Raw genomic sequence first — 14,658 nt, 5'->3', positions numbered from 1 at the left:
TCTGAACGGAACCCCATGCTCATCCTGATTCTTTCCTTCGTGGGGCTGATGCTCTGCGGCCTGCCGGTGGCCGTGGCCATGGCGGGCGGCTCGTTGATCTACATCCTGGTCTCGGGCAGCGTGCCCGACATCGTGTTGGCGCAGCGCATGATCTCCGGCATCGAGTCCTTCCCGCTGCTGGCCGTGCCCTTCTTCATCCTGGCCGGCAACCTGATGAACATCGCCGGCATCACCAGTCGGATCTACAACTTTGCGATCGCGCTGGTCGGCTGGATGAAGGGAGGCCTGGGACAGGTCAACATCGTCGGCTCGGTGATCTTCTCCGGCATGTCGGGCACGGCCATTGCCGATGCGGCGGGGCTGGGCTCTATCGAAATCAAGGCCATGAAAGATCACGGCTACGCCACCGAATTTGCGGTGGGGGTGACCGCCGCGTCGTCCACGCTTGGGCCGATCTTTCCGCCGTCGTTGCCCTTCGTCATCTACGGGATGATGGCCAACGTCTCCATCGGCGCGTTGTTCGTGGCCGGCATTCTGCCGGGCCTGTTCCTTACCGTGCTGATGATGCTCACGGTCACCTATTTCGCGCGCCGCAATGGCTGGGGTGGTGACGTGGCCTTCCACTGGGGCCGCCTCGGCAGCGCCGGGCTGGAGGTCCTGATTGTGCTGGCCTTCCCCATGGCCGTGTGGCTGGCCGTGAAAGCGGGTGTGTCGGTGAACACGGCCGCCATCACGGCATTCGTGGTGCTGCTGTTGCTGGACTGGCGCTTCAACTTCTCCGCCGTGCTGGCCCTCATGGCACCGGTGATCCTGATCGGCGGCATGACCATGGGCTGGTTCACGCCCACCGAGGCCGCCGTGGCCGCCGTGCTCTGGGCCCTGTTCCTGGGCCTGGTGCGCTACCGCAGCATGAACCTCAAGACGCTGGCGCAAGCCACCTTCGACACCATCGAAACCACCGCTTCGGTGCTGTTCATCGTCACCGCCGCCTCCATCTTTGCCTGGCTGCTCACCACCACGCAGGCCGCGCAGGCCCTGGCCGACTGGATCCTTTCCATCACCAGCAACAAGTGGGTGTTCCTGTTGATGGCCAACTTGCTGATCCTGTTCGTGGGCTGCTTCATCGACACCATCGCAGCCATCACGATCCTGGTTCCCATCCTGCTGCCCATCGTGCTCCTGCTGGGCATCGACCCGGTCCAGTTCGGCGTCATCGTGACGCTGAACCTGATGATCGGCCTGATGACGCCACCGCTGGGCATGGTGCTGTTCGTGCTGGCGCGCATATCCAGGCTCTCGGTGGAACGCGCCACCATGGCCATCCTGCCCTGGCTGATTCCGCTGGTGATCGGACTCGTCGCCATCACCTACATCCCGGCGCTGACGCTGTGGCTGCCACAGCAGCTAGGGCTATTGAAATGAACCCTGTCATCCGCATTCACCCGAACGACGACGTCGTCATCGCCCGCCAGCAGCTGCTGGGCGGCACGCACATCACATCCGAAGGCATCACCGTGTCGGGCCTGGTGCCGCCGGGCCACAAGATCGCGGTGCGCGCCATCGCGGCGGATGAACCGGTGCGGCGCTACAACCAGATCATCGGCACCGCCACCCAGGCCATCGCGCCCGGGCAGCACGTGCACACACACAACCTGGCTTTCAGCAGCTTTGACCGCGGCCACACCGTGGGCGGCGACGTGCGGCCCGTGGCCTATGTGGACACGCCCGCCACCTTCGACGGCATCGTGCGCGCCGATGGCCGCGTGGCCACGCGCAACTACATCGGCGTGTTGACCAGCGTGAACTGTTCGGCCACGGTGGCGCGCGCCATCGCCGACCACTTCCGCCGCGACATCCACCCCGAGGCGCTGGCCGCATTCCCGAACGTGGACGGCATCGTCGCGCTGACCCACGGCGCGGGCTGTGCCACCGACAGTGAAGGCGAGGGTCTGCACGTGCTGCGCCGCACGCTGGCAGGTTACGCACGGCACGCGAACTTTGCCGCCGTCATCGTGGTGGGCCTGGGCTGCGAGACGAATCAGATCCAGGGCCTGCTGGCGCAGGAAGGCCTGCGCGAAGGTGCCAAGCTCGTGACCTTCAGCATCCAGGACACGGGCGGCACCGCCAAGAGCGTGGCGCGCGGCATCGAGGCCGTGCAAGCCCTGCTGTCCGAAGCCAACGCCGTTCAGCGCCAGCCCGTGCCCGCCAGCCACCTGGTGGTGGGCCTGCAGTGCGGCGGGTCTGACGGTTATTCCGGCATCAGCGCCAACCCGGCGCTGGGCGCTGCGGTGGACCTGGTGGTGCGCCACGGCGGCACGGCCGTGCTGTCTGAAACCCCCGAAATCTACGGCGGCGAACACCTGTTGCTGCAGCGTGCGGTGTCGCAAACCGTGGCCGACAAGCTCGAAGCCCGCCTGCGCTGGTGGACCGAGTACTGCACGCGCCACCACGCAGAGATGGACAACAACCCCTCGGCCGGCAACAAGGCGGGCGGCCTGACCACCATCCTGGAAAAGTCGCTGGGCGCCATCGCCAAGGGCGGCACCACGCCCTTGGTGGACGTGTACGAATACGCCCAGCCCATCAGCGCCAAAGGCTTTGTGTACATGGACACGCCGGGCTACGACCCGGTGTCGGCCACCGGCCAGGTGGCGGGTGGGGCCAACCTCATCTGCTTCACCACCGGGCGCGGCTCGGCCTATGGCTGCGCGCCCTCGCCTTCGCTCAAGCTGGCCACCAACAGCGCGCTGTGGGCCAAGCAGGAAGAAGACATGGACATCAACTGCGGCACCGTCATCGACGGCAGTGAAAGCGTGGAGCAGCTGGGCGAACGCATCTTCCGGGACATGCTGGCCGCCGCTTCGGGCCGCAAGACCAAGAGCGAACAACACGGCTACGGGCAAAACGAGTTCGTGCCCTGGGCGCTGGGCGCCGTCATGTAACCCCTACATCATCAGCAACACCATGAAGATCACCGCCGCCAAAGTCATCGTGTGCGCGCCCAGCCGCAACTTCGTGACCCTGAAGATCGAGACCGATGAAGGCCTGACCGGCATCGGCGACGCCACGCTGAACGGCCGCGAGCTGGCCGTGGCCAGTTACCTGACCGACCACGTCATTCCCTGCCTGATCGGGCGCGACCCGCAGCAGATCGAAGACATCTGGCAGTACCTCTACAAAGGCGCCTACTGGCGGCGCGGCCCGGTGACCATGAGCGCGATCGCGGGCGTGGACACTGCGCTGTGGGACATCAAGGCCAAGGCCGCCAACATGCCGCTGTACCAGCTGCTGGGCGGCAAGAGCCGCACCGGCGTGATGGTCTACGGCCACGCCAACGGCAAAGACATCAGCCAGACCGTGGAAGAAGTGCTGCGCTACAAGGAGATGGGCTACAAGGCCATCCGCGCGCAGAGCGGCGTGCCCGGCCTGGAGAAGGTGTACGGCGTGGGCCGCGGCAGCATGTTCTACGAGCCGGCCGATGCCGACCTGCCCAGCGAACACGACTGGTCCACCGAAAAATACCTGCGCCACACGCCCGAGCTGTTCGACCAGGTGCGCGTCGCCGTGGGACCGGACATCCACCTGCTGCACGACGCGCACCACCGCCTCACACCCATCGAAGCCGCGCGCCTGGGCAAGGACCTGGAGCCCTACCGCCTGTTCTGGCTGGAGGACACCACGCCGGCTGAGAACCAGGAGTCTTTCCGCCTGATCCGCCAGCACACCACCACGCCGCTGGCGGTGGGCGAGATCTTCAACACCATCTGGGACTGCAAGGACCTGATCCAGAACCAGCTGATCGACTACATCCGCACCACCGTGGTCCACGCCGGCGGCATCACGCACCTGCGCCGCATCGCCGACCTGGCCGCGCTCTACCAGGTGCGCACCGGCTCGCACGGCGCCACCGACCTGTCACCCGTGTGCATGGGCGCGGCGTTGAACTTCGACCTGTGGGTGCCCAACTTCGGCATCCAGGAATACATGCGCCACACCGACGAGACCGACGCCGTGTTCCCCCACGCCTACAGCTTCAAGGACGGCTTCATGCACCCCGGCGAAGCCCCGGGCCATGGCGTGACCATCGATGAAACCCTGGCCGCCAAGTACCCCTACAAGCGTGCCTACCTGCCGGTGAACCGTCTGCAGCACGACGGCACGTTGACCAACTGGTGATGGTGGATATGAACCGTTTGAACGACAGCACGTTGGGCGCATTGCCTGCCGCCGTGACGCGCCCCGCCTACGACCGCAGGGCGCTGCAGACCGGCATCGTGCATCTGGGCATCGGCGCCTTCATGCGCGCCCACATGGCCGCCGCCACCGAAGCGACCCTGGCTGCGGGCGATTTGCGCTGGGGCATCGTCGGCGTGTCGCTGCGCCAGCCCGACACACGCGACGCGCTGCAACCGCAAGACGGCCTGTACACCCTGGCGATCCGCGACGCCGACGAGCACGGCCAGCCGCGCCAGCGCCTGCAGGTGATCGGCGCGGTGCATGCCTTGCTGGTGGCCCCTGAAAATCCTCAGGCGGTGCTGGAAAGCATTGCCGCTGCCGATGCGCGCATCGTGAGCCTGACCGTCACCGAAAAAGGCTATTGCCACGACCCGGCCACCGGCGCGCTGCGACTGGACCACCCGGACATCGTGCACGACCTGGAGAACCCGCACGCGCCGCGCTCCGCCATCGGCATGCTGGTGTTCGGGCTGCAGCTGCGCTTTGCGCGCGACCATGGTCCGCTCACGCTGATGTCGCTGGACAACCTGCCCGCCAATGGCCGCGTGCTGTGCGGCGCGGTGCTGCGTTTTGCCGAAGCCGTAGACCCGGCACTGGCCCATCGCATTGGCGCCGAATGCCGCTTCCCCTGCTCCATGGTGGACCGCATCGTGCCGCGCACCACCGACGCCGACCGGGCTTCGGTAAGCCAGGCGCTCGGGTGCGAAGACCACTGGCCAGTGCTGGGCGAACCCTTCTTCGACTGGGCGGTTGAAGACCACTTCGCTGCAGACCGCCCAGACTGGACACTGGGCGGCGCCCGCTTCGTGACCGACGCCGAACCCTTCGAACGGCTCAAGCTGCGCATGGTCAACGGCACGCACTCCAGCATCGCCTACCTGGGCGCCATGGCGGGCTGGGAAACCGTGGACAAGGCCATTTCCCAGGCGGCGCTGCGCGAGCACATGGAAGCCCTGATGCGCGATGAGATCGAACCGACCTTGGCCGATCTTCCCGGCCTGGACCTGCCCGGCTACCGGGCCAACCTGCTTGCCCGCTATGCCAACCCCGCCCTGGCACACCGCACGCAGCAGATCGCCATGGACGGCTCGCAAAAGCTGCCCCAGCGCCTGCTCGGCACCGTGCGCGACCGGCTGGCCCAAGGCTTGCCCGTGCCCCGCATGGCCCTGGGCGTTGCGGCCTGGATGCACTACCTGCGCGGCGTGGACGAACTCGGCCAGCCCTACCCCATCGACGACCCCCACGCCGCCGAACTGACGGCGCTCTACCAACGCTCGCTGGGCCAAGGCGCGAGCATCGAAGCCGTGCAGGCCATGCTGTCCTATGCGCCGGTGTTTGGCGATCTGGCGGGCAACGCAGCGCTGGCGGCCGCGCTGCTGAGCGCTTTGCAATCGCTGCAGGCGCACGGCGTGCTGGCCACGCTGGTCGCCATGAACCGCGGAGAACTCGCCCAATGAACACTGCGCCCGATCAACTCGACGTCTTGTCGATTGGCGAAACCATGGCGCTGCTGGTGGCCCAGGAGCCCGGGCCGCTGGACCAGGTGCAGAGCTTCAGCAAACGGCTGGCCGGTGCCGACAGCAACGTCGCCATCGGCCTGGCGCGCCTGGGTTTCAAAGTGGGCTGGATCAGCCGCGTGGGGGCCGACTCTTTTGGCACCTACGTGCGCCAGACCATTGAAGCCGAGGGCGTGGACACCTCTCAGGTGGAGGTGGACCCGAACCGCTCCACCGGCTTCATGCTCAAGTCACGCAGCGTGGACGGCAGCGACCCAGCCATCGAGTACTACCGCCGCGGCTCGGCCGCCAGCCAGCTCGCCGTGGCGCACCTGAAGCCCGACTACGCGCTAAAGGCCCGGCACCTGCACACCACCGGCATCACCCCCGCCCTGTCGCCCGCCGCACGCGAGCTGGTGGCACACGCCATGACGACCCTGCGCAGGGCGGGCCGCAGCGTCTCGTTCGACCCCAACCTGCGCCCGAGTTTGTGGCCCGACACGGCCACCATGCGCGACACGCTCAACGACCTCGCCCGGCACGCCGACTGGGTGCTGCCCGGCCACGCCGAAGGCCAGTTGCTGACCGGCCAGAGCAGCCCCGCCGACATCGCCGCCTGGTACATCGACCGGGGCGCAAAAGCCGTGGTGGTAAAGATGGGCACCGAAGGCGCTTACTTCCGCACCGCCAGCGGCGACCACGGCCAGGTGCCCGGTGTGCCCGTGCCCGTGGTGGTGGACACCGTGGGCGCCGGCGACGCCTTTGCCGTGGGCATCATCAGCGCCCAGCTGGAGGGCATGGCCTGGCCACAGGCCCTGAATCGCGCCAACTGGATCGCCTCGCGCGCGCTGCAGGTGATCGGCGACATGGAAGGCCTGCCCACCCGCAGCGAGCTCACGAAACACAACATTGTCTGAACCCTAGGAACCCCATGCTGACCGTTGTCTGCGAAACCCCCGGCACCCTGCTGGCCCAGGACCGCCCCATGCCCGAACGCGGCGCCAAAGAGGTGCTGCTGCGCGTCAAGCGCGTGGGCGTGTGCGGCACCGACCTGCACATCTTCACCGGCAAGCAGCCTTACCTGAGCTACCCCCGCGTGATGGGCCATGAGCTCTCGGGCATCGTCGAAGCCGCCCCAGCCGACAGCGCCCTGCGCCCCGGTGACACGGTCTACGTCATGCCCTACTTGTCGTGCGGTACCTGCATCGCCTGCCGCGCGGGCAAGACGAATTGCTGCACGAATATCCAGGTGCTCGGCGTGCACCGCGACGGCGCGTTCACTGAATACCTCACCGTGCCCCAGGCCTTCGTGCACAAGGCCGAAGGCGTGTCGCTCGACCAGGCCGCCATGGTGGAGTTTCTGGCCATCGGCGCCCACGCCGTGCGCCGCTCGGGCCTGCGCGCCGGGCAACGCGTGCTGGTGGTGGGCGCCGGCCCCATCGGCATGGCCGCCATGATCTTTGCGCAGCTGCGCGGGGCCAACGTCACCGCGCTGGACGGCCGCCAGGACCGGGTCGACTTCTGCACCGGTGCACTGGGCATCCACGCCGGTGTGCCGCTGGGCGAAGGCGACGAGGCGCAACTCGCCAAGCTCACGGGCGGCGAGTTTTTCGACGTGGTATTTGACGCCACCGGCAACCCCCTGGCCATGGAGCGCGGCTTCAGGTTCGTGGCCCACGGCGGCAGCTACGTGCTGATCTCGGTGGTCGGCGCGAACATCACTTTTTCCGACCCCGAATTCCACAAGCGCGAGATGACGCTGCTGGGCAGCCGCAACGCCACCCCCGAAGATTTCAGCACCGTGCTCGACGCCATGCGCGCGGGCCTGATCCCGACCAGCCTGAATACCCACCGCCTGGCGCTGGCCGATGTGCCCACCCAGTTCCAGAACCTGCTCGACCCCTCCGCCGGTGTGATCAAGGCCATCGTCGAGTGTTGAGCGGGCCCGCCCCTGGTGTCTCAAGCCGCTAGCGACGCTGCAGGCGGTGCGCCTGCCGGAAGGCCTCCGGCGTCATCCCCACGCGCCGCCGGAAGAACTTGACGAAGTTCGTCGGCTCGCTGAAGCCCAGAAGCTCGCCGATCGCGACCGACGTCGACGTGCTGTGCACGAGCAAGCGCTGAGCCTCCAGCGCCACACGCCGATCCACTTCGTCTTTGGCCGAATGCCCCAGCACGTCCCTGCAGGCGCGCGTCAGGGTGCTCGTTGAAACGCGCAAGCTGCCAGCGAGCCGTGCCACCGACGGACGGGTGTCGACCCATCGTTCCAGCTCGTGCCGCAAACGCCGAACCAGCGCAGATTGCACCGTTGGCGCTGTCGCCTGTCCCGTCGCCGATCGGCTGAGACTGAGCATCTGACACACGAGCAACTCGCGCGCCATGGCGGCCGATAGCTCGTCCAGCAACGGCCGATCCAGTTCTCTGCGGAGCATCGCCGCCAAAGACTTCCAGGCGGCCAGCCCGTCTGCGTCCAGCTTGAAGTGGACTGGCCAATCCTCCAAGTGCAGCAGCGCCATCGCTCCCTGTTGAGACTTCGATGCCTTTGGCTGCACAACGGCCGGATCGATCAGCAGCACGTCGGCTTCGAGGCCATTGGTGGGCTGCCACTGCTGCACCTGTCCAGGCCTCACAAAAACGGCATGGCCGGTGTGCAGCCCGATGCGCTCGAAGTCGACCAGGTGTTCTCCACGCCCTCCGGTCGCCACGAGGACCATGAAGAACTCGACGCGCTCCGTCACGACAAACAGGCTCGCGGACACCCGGGCACGCAACTCCGACAAGGTCATCAGTTCCACGCCGATGGGGTTCAGTCGGGCACTCTCGAAGCGCGTCTCGCGCAGTGCCTTGGGGGTCTGGGTCACGAACCATCCTTTCCGTACGCCGATGGGCATGGATGCTCGATTTCTACCATCAATTGCCCGACGACGACCTAGCCGAAGGGCCTCGATGCCGGCAAAGTACGTGCTTCAAACCAACCAACGTTCAACCCCGATGCCTTCCTTTCGAACCCTCTCCAAGCAACTCGTCACATTGGGCGTTCTGGCGATCGTCGCTGGATGTGCATCGTCCCCCTCTTCTTCCCAAGGAGCCTCCATGTCATCTGATCCCAAGGCGCAAGTCGTTGCGCTGCTCAAGGCCATCGAAACCGGCGAATCGGCACCGGTCGCCGTCGTCAACCCCGCCAAGTACATCCAGCACAACCTCGCCGTCGGCGACGGCCTGGCCGGCTTCGGCGCGGTGCTGCAGGCCTTGCCCAAGGGTTCCGCGAAAGTGAACACGGTGCGTGTTTTCCAGGACGGTGAATTTGTCTTCACGCACACCGACTACAACTTCTTCGGCCCGAAGATCGGCTTCGACATCTTCCGCTTTGAAGACGGCAAGATCGTCGAACACTGGGACAACCTGCAAGAGACGCCGGCCCAGCCCAATCCGAGCGGGCGTACCATGATCGACGGGCCCACCGTGGCAAAGGATCTGGACAAGACGGCAGCGAACAAGCAACTGGTCGCGTCGTTCGTCGATGACATCCTGGTGAACGGCCGCATGGACCGCCTGGCGGGCTACTACGACGGCGACAACTACCACCAGCACAACCCGCAGATCGCCGACGGCCTGTCCGGCCTCGGTGCGGCGCTGCAGGCCATGGCCAAGGCGGGTGTGACGATGAAGTACCACAAGGTCCACAAGGTCCTGGGCGAAGGCAACTTCGTGCTCGTCGCCAGCGAGGGTGAATTCGCCGGCAAGCCCAGCGCGTTCTACGACCTCTTCCGGGTGGAGAACGGCAAGATCGCCGAGCACTGGGACACGATCGAAACCATTCCGCCCCGCTCGGAGTGGAAGAACTCGAACGGCAAGTTCTGACGCAGGGACGAAGGTATGAATCCCTGGAAGTTCTTGCTGAGCAGCGTTCTGTCTGCAACCTTCGCGGTCCAGCCGGCCCTGGCCGCCGGCCAGGGCGGCAAAGTCATCGAAGTCGTGACATTCAAGCTCAAGGCGGGTGTCGCTGCCTCCGAATTCGCTCCGATTGATAAGGCGGTGGAGCGTGAACACGTCGCCAAGCAGCCGGGCTTCGTGTCGCGCGAAAGCGCGCACGGTGCGGACGGCGAGTGGCTGGTGATCGTGCATTGGCGGTCGGCGAAAGACGCCGACGCATCGATGGCGACTTTCGAAAAAGCGCCCGCCGCCGCACCGTTCATGTCGAAGATCGAGGCCTCGACAATGCGCATGAAGCGCTACGAGAAGTAACGCACGGGAGTCAACCAGAGCGCGCCTGGCGCAGAGCCATGCGCCGGGCAGGCCATCATTCGGCAACTGCACGGCTTCCATCGGCGCACGATCTGAGGGAAGATGTTGATCTTCGACTTGAGGCCTGCCCGATTTGCACCTCGCCGCCTGGAACCGGCATGCGATCCACTGTGCATCCCCAGGGCACGGCCACCGTCCCCACTTCACTGAGGAGCACCCCATGGCATCAGCCCCCAACGCCCTGAACTGGTTCGAGATTCCGGTGAACGACTTCGCGCGCGCCCAGGCCTTCTACGAGAAGGTGCTGGGCAGGCCCATTCCGCCCATGGAGATGGGCCCCACGATCATGGGCTTTTTGTCCGACGAATCCGCCGCGGTGGGTGGTGCCCTGGTCAAGGGTGAAGGCGCCACACCTTCCCAGACCGGCACCATGGTGTACCTGAACGGAGGCGACGACCTGGCGCCCATGCTGGCCAGGGTGGAGGGTGCGGGCGGGCGCATTGCCGTGCCCAAGACCGACATCGGCAACAACTTCGGCTTCTATGCCGTCTTCATCGATACCGAAGGCAACAAGGTGGGTCTGCATTCCATGGGCTGAGGCGCAGGCTCAGCGGCAACACTGCGTTCCTCGTCGAGCTGCTGTAAGCCCCTCAGCCCACCGCCTCAAACAAACCAGTGCGCCACAACACATGGCGCTCTGCTTCGCTTATCCCCTGCAGTTCCTCGCCAGGCTGGACCAGCACCCGGCGTTGGCCCACCGGGAGGCTGAGTGCCCGGGCACCGGTGAAACGCAGGCGCTCGGGCACGGTCGCCGCCTGCGGCTGCGCCGAACCGGCAGAAGCCCAGCGGTCTGGCACGGGCGCCGATGATCGTTGACAACAGCTCACGTGTTCTCTTTCGCAGCCAGTTCAACTGCACTCGCCCCGCCGGCCACCGCCAACCACAGCAGCAAACCTTCTGCCCAGCCAGGCGCCAGCAGCGCGGCGGGCAGCACCGCCAGCCAGAGGGCGAGGCAATGCACGCAAGCCAGGCCGTCAGCCAGCCGCGTGCCGGCCGCAGCCACGTGCAGTCGTGAGACGAAGTCGAAAGGACCTCGCTCACGCGCCAGCAACCGGGCCAACCGCCACACAGCCAGCACCGAGAGAACCGCTTCAAACCACGGTGGCTCCGGGCCAAAGCCTGCGAACATGCTCAGTCGGCGTCGAACACCGCGAACGCGCGGCTCGCGTCCTGGTACACACGTGTGGCCTCGTACTCGAAGGCCGGTGTGGGTGGCGCCATCACCTGGTTGGTATCGAAGGCCCGCGAAACACTGCGGGCAAAGAAACCGTAGGACCCCTGGGACGCATTGGCCGGCAACGTGTACACCGCCTGCATCAGCCCACCCTGGTCACCCACCGTGGTGTGCCAGTGCTCAAAACCGAGCGGCCCATCCGCGCCACCGCTGCCGCTCGTGCGCACCATGCCCACACTGCCGCAAACGGTCGGGCGGAAGTAGGCGTTGCGGAAGTGTTCGCTGTGCACATCCATCGTCACCCGGAACTCCACCGCCACCGGCGTGGCACCGCGCCGCACCACCGGGCAGTTGCCCCCAATGGGGAGCCAGACGGCCTCGCCAGCCTTGCGCCACGCGATGTCGAACACGAACCCGGGCGCGCGGTTGTCCACCACCACGGCCACGGGTGCAGAACTCGCCAACACGGTACCGGGCAGCGTGCCCACCTGCAGCACCAGCTCGTAGGTGCCGTCGGGATAAGTGCCACCGGTGGGCAAGTCCAGCAACAGCTGTTCACTGGGCAGCCAGCTGTTGGGGCCAGCGGGCAGATTGATGGGGTACCAGCCGTTGGCATTGCTGGTGGGGGCATGCCACTCGCCCACGCCCGCGCCGTTGAGCCGGTAGAGCCACCAGCTCACACCCACAAAGGGCGTTTGCGGGCCAAAGGCTGCGCTGCCTGGCGCGCGGTGGCGGTACAGCACACGGTAGTGCGTGGCGCCCGGGTGCGTGCGGTGGCAGCCCAACAGCGACAACTTGCCGAAGGCCGGCGAGCGCGCGGACGGGTTGGGCAGCGGATCGACGCTGGTGCCAGACGGGTGCGGGCGGTTGGTGCGCAGGTTGTAGCCGGTGGCGTTGTTGAAGGTGCTGGGGTCACCCGTGAGAGGCAGTCGCCCTGCCATGACGATGGCTGGCGTGTTGCCGCAGGGGATCTGCTCGTCGGGAAAGCAGTCGGGTGCGACGCGGGCGCTGGCGTCTGCTTCCAGCGTCACGAAAGGCAGGTTGCCGGCGTTCCAGCGCACGTCGAAGTGGCTCTCGCCGTAGATCACCTCTTCCACACCGTCGCCGTCCACGTCTTGCAGCACACGGAAGGTGATGTCGGGCACGTCGATGATGGGCACCCACTCAGGCAAATGAATGCTCACGCAACGCCGCATCGGGCCGATCCAGTGCTGCGGGCTGAAACCCTCCAAGGCCTTCGGATCGAGCCTCAGCTGGGCGGCCACCGTGTCCAGTGCCAGGCGCGAAGGCGCGCCTTTCTTGCCACCATCGTCGCTCAGGAAGTCGGCAGGCAGCGGCGGCGCCATGCGCAGCGCCGCCGGCGCGTCCAGCGCCTGGTCCAGTGCGGATGTGTCTTCTCCAAAACGCTGGCCGGGCAGCGTCTCGAAGCGGGCCAGGGCCTCGGCCACACGCGAATCGCTCATGGCGGCAAGCTGCCGCAGGGCAGTGAAGTCCGGTGCCGGGTCTGGCCCGGGGATGGGGCCGATCGGGCCGCGCTCTGTCAGGTCCGGAATGCGCAGGCGCAAATCGTCCAGCAGATCTCGCCAGTTCGGGCGCTCGAAGAGCACCGGAAAACATAGCCGCAGCGTGCGCCAGCGCAGCACCCAGTCAATGTCAAAGCGCGGAATCCAGACGCAGAAGTTGCCGCACGCGTCCGTCTTCACGGTGGCGATCACTTCGCGCTTGCAGTTGAACGGAAACAGCCAGCTCCAGGGCGATCCCACCGGATGGAAGGCGAACAGCGAACAATCCGTATCTTCCACCTGCACGGTGGCCAGCGGCACCGGCATCTGGCGGCCGGTGCTCGCATCGGTGCGCACCACCTTGCCGCACACCCGCTGCATGAAGAGCATGCGAGGGTCCAGCACATGGCCCAGCTTGGCTTTCAGGCTGGCGATCGGCTGGCCCGCCAGGCGGGCCACCGGCGCCCCGCTGAGTGCCGCCAGGCGCGCGGCACCCAGCTTGCCGATGACGGCCGATTCGGCGGCATCAAATGCCGCTTCCATTCCCACGGCCGACGCCTTGGCAGGGGTGGGCGATGGGGTGCTGCGGGCATCGCTGCCCGCACTCGATCTGGGTGTCTTGGCCATGGCGTCTCCTTGTGGATTTGAGGTATGTGATCGCTTCGCATGGCACCAACGCCCCATGGGAAGCAATCACTTTCAGTGTGCGATTCAGCAGCCCTTGTCGCATCCCCCGCATGGGAGAAAGCCATCCCCTGAATGAGTGAACACACGCTCTGTCGCGTCAGGCTTTACAAGCCGATACAGAATGCATGACAACGCGTCCTGACATCGCGTCAACGCCATATCCACTGGGGCCTGTTAACACTGTTTCTCCAAGATGCGTTGCGGATCAAAAAGGCCATGCGCAAGGCGCGAAACGCAGACGGACCGGTGGCCCGGCGAGGCTTCGCAACGCGGCGCATGGCCTTTTTGGCCGCAACCCGAAGGGAACGGGTTAAAAACAGTGTCAACAGGCCCTAAAGGGAGTTCACCCCGTGCCAGCTGCCCCTGAATGCTTCGTTCAACTCTCGGACCCGCACATCGTCGCCAAAGGCCGGTTGCTGATGAACGAGGTGGACACGGCCAGCTATCTGAAACGCGCGATCGCACAGATCATGGCGATGGACCATGGGCCCAGCCACGTGCTCATCACCGGCGACCTGGTCGAGCGCGGCGGGTTGGACGAATACGCACACCTGCGCGAACTGCTGGCGCCCCTGACCTGCCCGGTGCTGCTGATGCCGGGCAATCACGACGCAGTGCCCCAGCTGCGCGAGGCCTTTGCGGATTACCGCTACCTGGTCTGCACGGCGCACGACCCTTCGCTTGTAGGCTTCGCACTGTTTGAAGCCAGCCTGGGCAGCCGCCGCCTGCTGGCGCTCGACACCGTGGTGCCGGGCCAGCCCCACGGCAGCCTGTGCGCCGCCCGCTTGGCGTGGCTGCGCGCGCAGCTGGAAGCCGCACCCGGCACACCCACAATCGTGGCCATGCACCACCCGCCGTTCGCCACCGGCATCCGCCACATGGACGACATGGGCCTGCGCGAAGGGGCCAGCGACCTGGAAGCCCTCATCAGGCAGCACCCACAGGTCGAACGCATCCTCTGCGGTCACCTGCACCGCCCCATCACCCGCCGCTTCGGCGGCACCGTGGCCATGACCGCGCCGTCAACCGCACACCAGATCACGCTGGGTCTGATGCCCGACAGTCCGCCCTCTTTCCTCTTCGAACCGCCGGGTTTCTACGTTCACACCGTGCAGGCCGGGCACCTGGTGACGCACCTGCAGTCGGTGGGTGACTTCGGCGCGCCTCAACTGTTTCACTGAAAGAGCCTGCGCCCAACCGCAAGCAACGCAGCAATCGGCCCGGACTCTGGCGCAGCGATGCTGCCCAGAGCACCAAAGCG

General features: G+C 66.3%; 14 protein-coding genes. 10 read left to right on the top strand and 4 right to left on the bottom strand.

The annotated features are described in order from the left end of the window. The first annotated feature begins 15 nt into the window (after nucleotides 1–15). Genes J2W49_RS16555 through J2W49_RS16530 form a run of 6 tightly spaced genes read left to right on the top strand, consistent with a single transcriptional unit; the run spans nucleotide 16 to nucleotide 7,671 of the window. On the top strand, nucleotides 16–1,422 hold the full coding sequence (locus J2W49_RS16555) for a TRAP transporter large permease (protein ID WP_310318603.1): 1,407 nt from the start codon (nucleotides 16–18) through the stop codon (nucleotides 1,420–1,422). After that, on the top strand, nucleotides 1,419–2,942 hold the full coding sequence (locus tag J2W49_RS16550) for a UxaA family hydrolase (protein WP_310318600.1): 1,524 nt from the start codon (nucleotides 1,419–1,421) through the stop codon (nucleotides 2,940–2,942). Before J2W49_RS16555 ends, J2W49_RS16550 begins: the two co-directional genes overlap by 4 nt. 22 nt (nucleotides 2,943–2,964) lie before the next feature. Then, nucleotides 2,965–4,176 carry a D-mannonate dehydratase ManD gene (gene manD / locus J2W49_RS16545; RefSeq protein ID WP_310318597.1) on the top strand — a complete coding sequence of 404 codons (1,212 nt, stop codon included), beginning with the start codon at nucleotides 2,965–2,967 and terminating at the stop codon, nucleotides 4,174–4,176. Between the two features lie 8 nt (nucleotides 4,177–4,184). Then, on the top strand, nucleotides 4,185–5,693 hold the full coding sequence (locus tag J2W49_RS16540; protein ID WP_310318595.1) for a mannitol dehydrogenase family protein: 1,509 nt from the start codon (nucleotides 4,185–4,187) through the stop codon (nucleotides 5,691–5,693). After that, complete coding sequence (locus J2W49_RS16535; protein ID WP_310318592.1) at nucleotides 5,690–6,649, top strand: sugar kinase; 960 nt, start codon at nucleotides 5,690–5,692, stop codon at nucleotides 6,647–6,649. The genes J2W49_RS16540 and J2W49_RS16535 overlap by 4 nt, the downstream gene beginning before the upstream one ends. 14 nt (nucleotides 6,650–6,663) lie before the next feature. Next, on the top strand, nucleotides 6,664–7,671 hold the full coding sequence (locus tag J2W49_RS16530) for a zinc-binding alcohol dehydrogenase family protein (protein ID WP_310318589.1): 1,008 nt from the start codon (nucleotides 6,664–6,666) through the stop codon (nucleotides 7,669–7,671). Between the two features lie 28 nt (nucleotides 7,672–7,699). Here J2W49_RS16530 and J2W49_RS16525 read toward each other — a convergent pair whose 3' ends face one another. Next, nucleotides 7,700–8,590 carry an AraC family transcriptional regulator gene (locus J2W49_RS16525; protein ID WP_310318584.1) on the bottom strand — a complete coding sequence of 297 codons (891 nt, stop codon included), beginning with the start codon at nucleotides 8,588–8,590 and terminating at the stop codon, nucleotides 7,700–7,702. 232 nt (nucleotides 8,591–8,822) lie between these two features. On the opposite strand from J2W49_RS16525, the gene J2W49_RS16520 reads away from it, so the two are divergent. The 3 genes from J2W49_RS16520 (at nucleotide 8,823) to J2W49_RS16510 (ending at nucleotide 10,572) form a co-directional block, all read left to right on the top strand. Beyond that, the gene (locus J2W49_RS16520; protein WP_310318581.1) at nucleotides 8,823–9,590 is read left to right on the top strand and encodes a nuclear transport factor 2 family protein; all 768 of its coding nucleotides are present in this window, start codon (nucleotides 8,823–8,825) and stop codon (nucleotides 9,588–9,590) included. Between the two features lie 15 nt (nucleotides 9,591–9,605). Next, complete coding sequence (locus tag J2W49_RS16515) at nucleotides 9,606–9,974, top strand: antibiotic biosynthesis monooxygenase family protein (protein WP_310318578.1); 369 nt, start codon at nucleotides 9,606–9,608, stop codon at nucleotides 9,972–9,974. A 220-nt stretch (nucleotides 9,975–10,194) separates the two neighbouring features. Continuing rightward, nucleotides 10,195–10,572, top strand: a complete 378-nt coding sequence (locus J2W49_RS16510) for a VOC family protein (RefSeq protein ID WP_310318575.1) — start codon at nucleotides 10,195–10,197, stop codon at nucleotides 10,570–10,572. 52 nt (nucleotides 10,573–10,624) lie between these two features. On the opposite strand, the gene J2W49_RS16505 is transcribed toward J2W49_RS16510, so the two are convergent. The 3 genes from J2W49_RS16505 to J2W49_RS16495 are packed head-to-tail and all read right to left on the bottom strand — an operon-like array spanning nucleotide 10,625 to nucleotide 13,337. After that, nucleotides 10,625–10,831, bottom strand: coding sequence for a hypothetical protein (locus J2W49_RS16505; RefSeq protein WP_310318572.1), 207 nt, complete (start codon nucleotides 10,829–10,831; stop codon nucleotides 10,625–10,627). Nucleotides 10,832–10,857: 26 nt separating this feature from the next. Then, a complete protein-coding gene (locus tag J2W49_RS16500) occupies nucleotides 10,858–11,163 on the bottom strand; it encodes a hypothetical protein (protein ID WP_310318569.1) in 306 nt (101 codons plus the stop codon). A gap of 2 nt (nucleotides 11,164–11,165) precedes the next feature. Further along, entirely contained in the window at nucleotides 11,166–13,337 is a 2,172-nt protein-coding gene (locus tag J2W49_RS16495; RefSeq protein ID WP_310318566.1) for a hypothetical protein, read from the bottom strand. A gap of 410 nt (nucleotides 13,338–13,747) precedes the next feature. Between J2W49_RS16495 and J2W49_RS16490 the strand changes: the two genes are divergently transcribed. Continuing rightward, on the top strand, nucleotides 13,748–14,578 hold the full coding sequence (locus tag J2W49_RS16490) for a phosphodiesterase (RefSeq protein ID WP_310318563.1): 831 nt from the start codon (nucleotides 13,748–13,750) through the stop codon (nucleotides 14,576–14,578). Nucleotides 14,579–14,658: the final 80 nt, after the last annotated feature.

Source organism: Hydrogenophaga palleronii (assembly GCF_031457455.1).
Lineage (GTDB): Bacteria > Pseudomonadota > Gammaproteobacteria > Burkholderiales > Burkholderiaceae_C > Hydrogenophaga > Hydrogenophaga palleronii_A.
Note: the sequence above shows the minus strand (reverse complement) of the source record. Positions and strands in the feature narration are given on the sequence as shown.

Excerpts from the sequence above, each read along its gene's own strand:
- J2W49_RS16555 (WP_310318603.1), top strand. The coding sequence starts at position 16 with ATGCTCATCCTGATTCTTTCCTTCGTGGGGCTGATGCTCTGCGGCCTG.
- J2W49_RS16550 (WP_310318600.1), top strand. The coding sequence starts at position 1,419 with ATGAACCCTGTCATCCGCATTCACCCGAACGACGACGTCGTCATCGCC.
- manD (WP_310318597.1), top strand. The coding sequence starts at position 2,965 with ATGAAGATCACCGCCGCCAAAGTCATCGTGTGCGCGCCCAGCCGCAAC.
- J2W49_RS16540 (WP_310318595.1), top strand. The coding sequence starts at position 4,185 with ATGAACCGTTTGAACGACAGCACGTTGGGCGCATTGCCTGCCGCCGTG.
- J2W49_RS16535 (WP_310318592.1), top strand. The coding sequence starts at position 5,690 with ATGAACACTGCGCCCGATCAACTCGACGTCTTGTCGATTGGCGAAACC.
- J2W49_RS16530 (WP_310318589.1), top strand. The coding sequence starts at position 6,664 with ATGCTGACCGTTGTCTGCGAAACCCCCGGCACCCTGCTGGCCCAGGAC.
- J2W49_RS16520 (WP_310318581.1), top strand. The coding sequence starts at position 8,823 with ATGTCATCTGATCCCAAGGCGCAAGTCGTTGCGCTGCTCAAGGCCATC.
- J2W49_RS16515 (WP_310318578.1), top strand. The coding sequence starts at position 9,606 with ATGAATCCCTGGAAGTTCTTGCTGAGCAGCGTTCTGTCTGCAACCTTC.
- J2W49_RS16510 (WP_310318575.1), top strand. The coding sequence starts at position 10,195 with ATGGCATCAGCCCCCAACGCCCTGAACTGGTTCGAGATTCCGGTGAAC.
- J2W49_RS16500 (WP_310318569.1), bottom strand. The coding sequence starts at position 11,163 with ATGTTCGCAGGCTTTGGCCCGGAGCCACCGTGGTTTGAAGCGGTTCTC.
- J2W49_RS16495 (WP_310318566.1), bottom strand. The coding sequence starts at position 13,337 with ATGGCCAAGACACCCAGATCGAGTGCGGGCAGCGATGCCCGCAGCACC.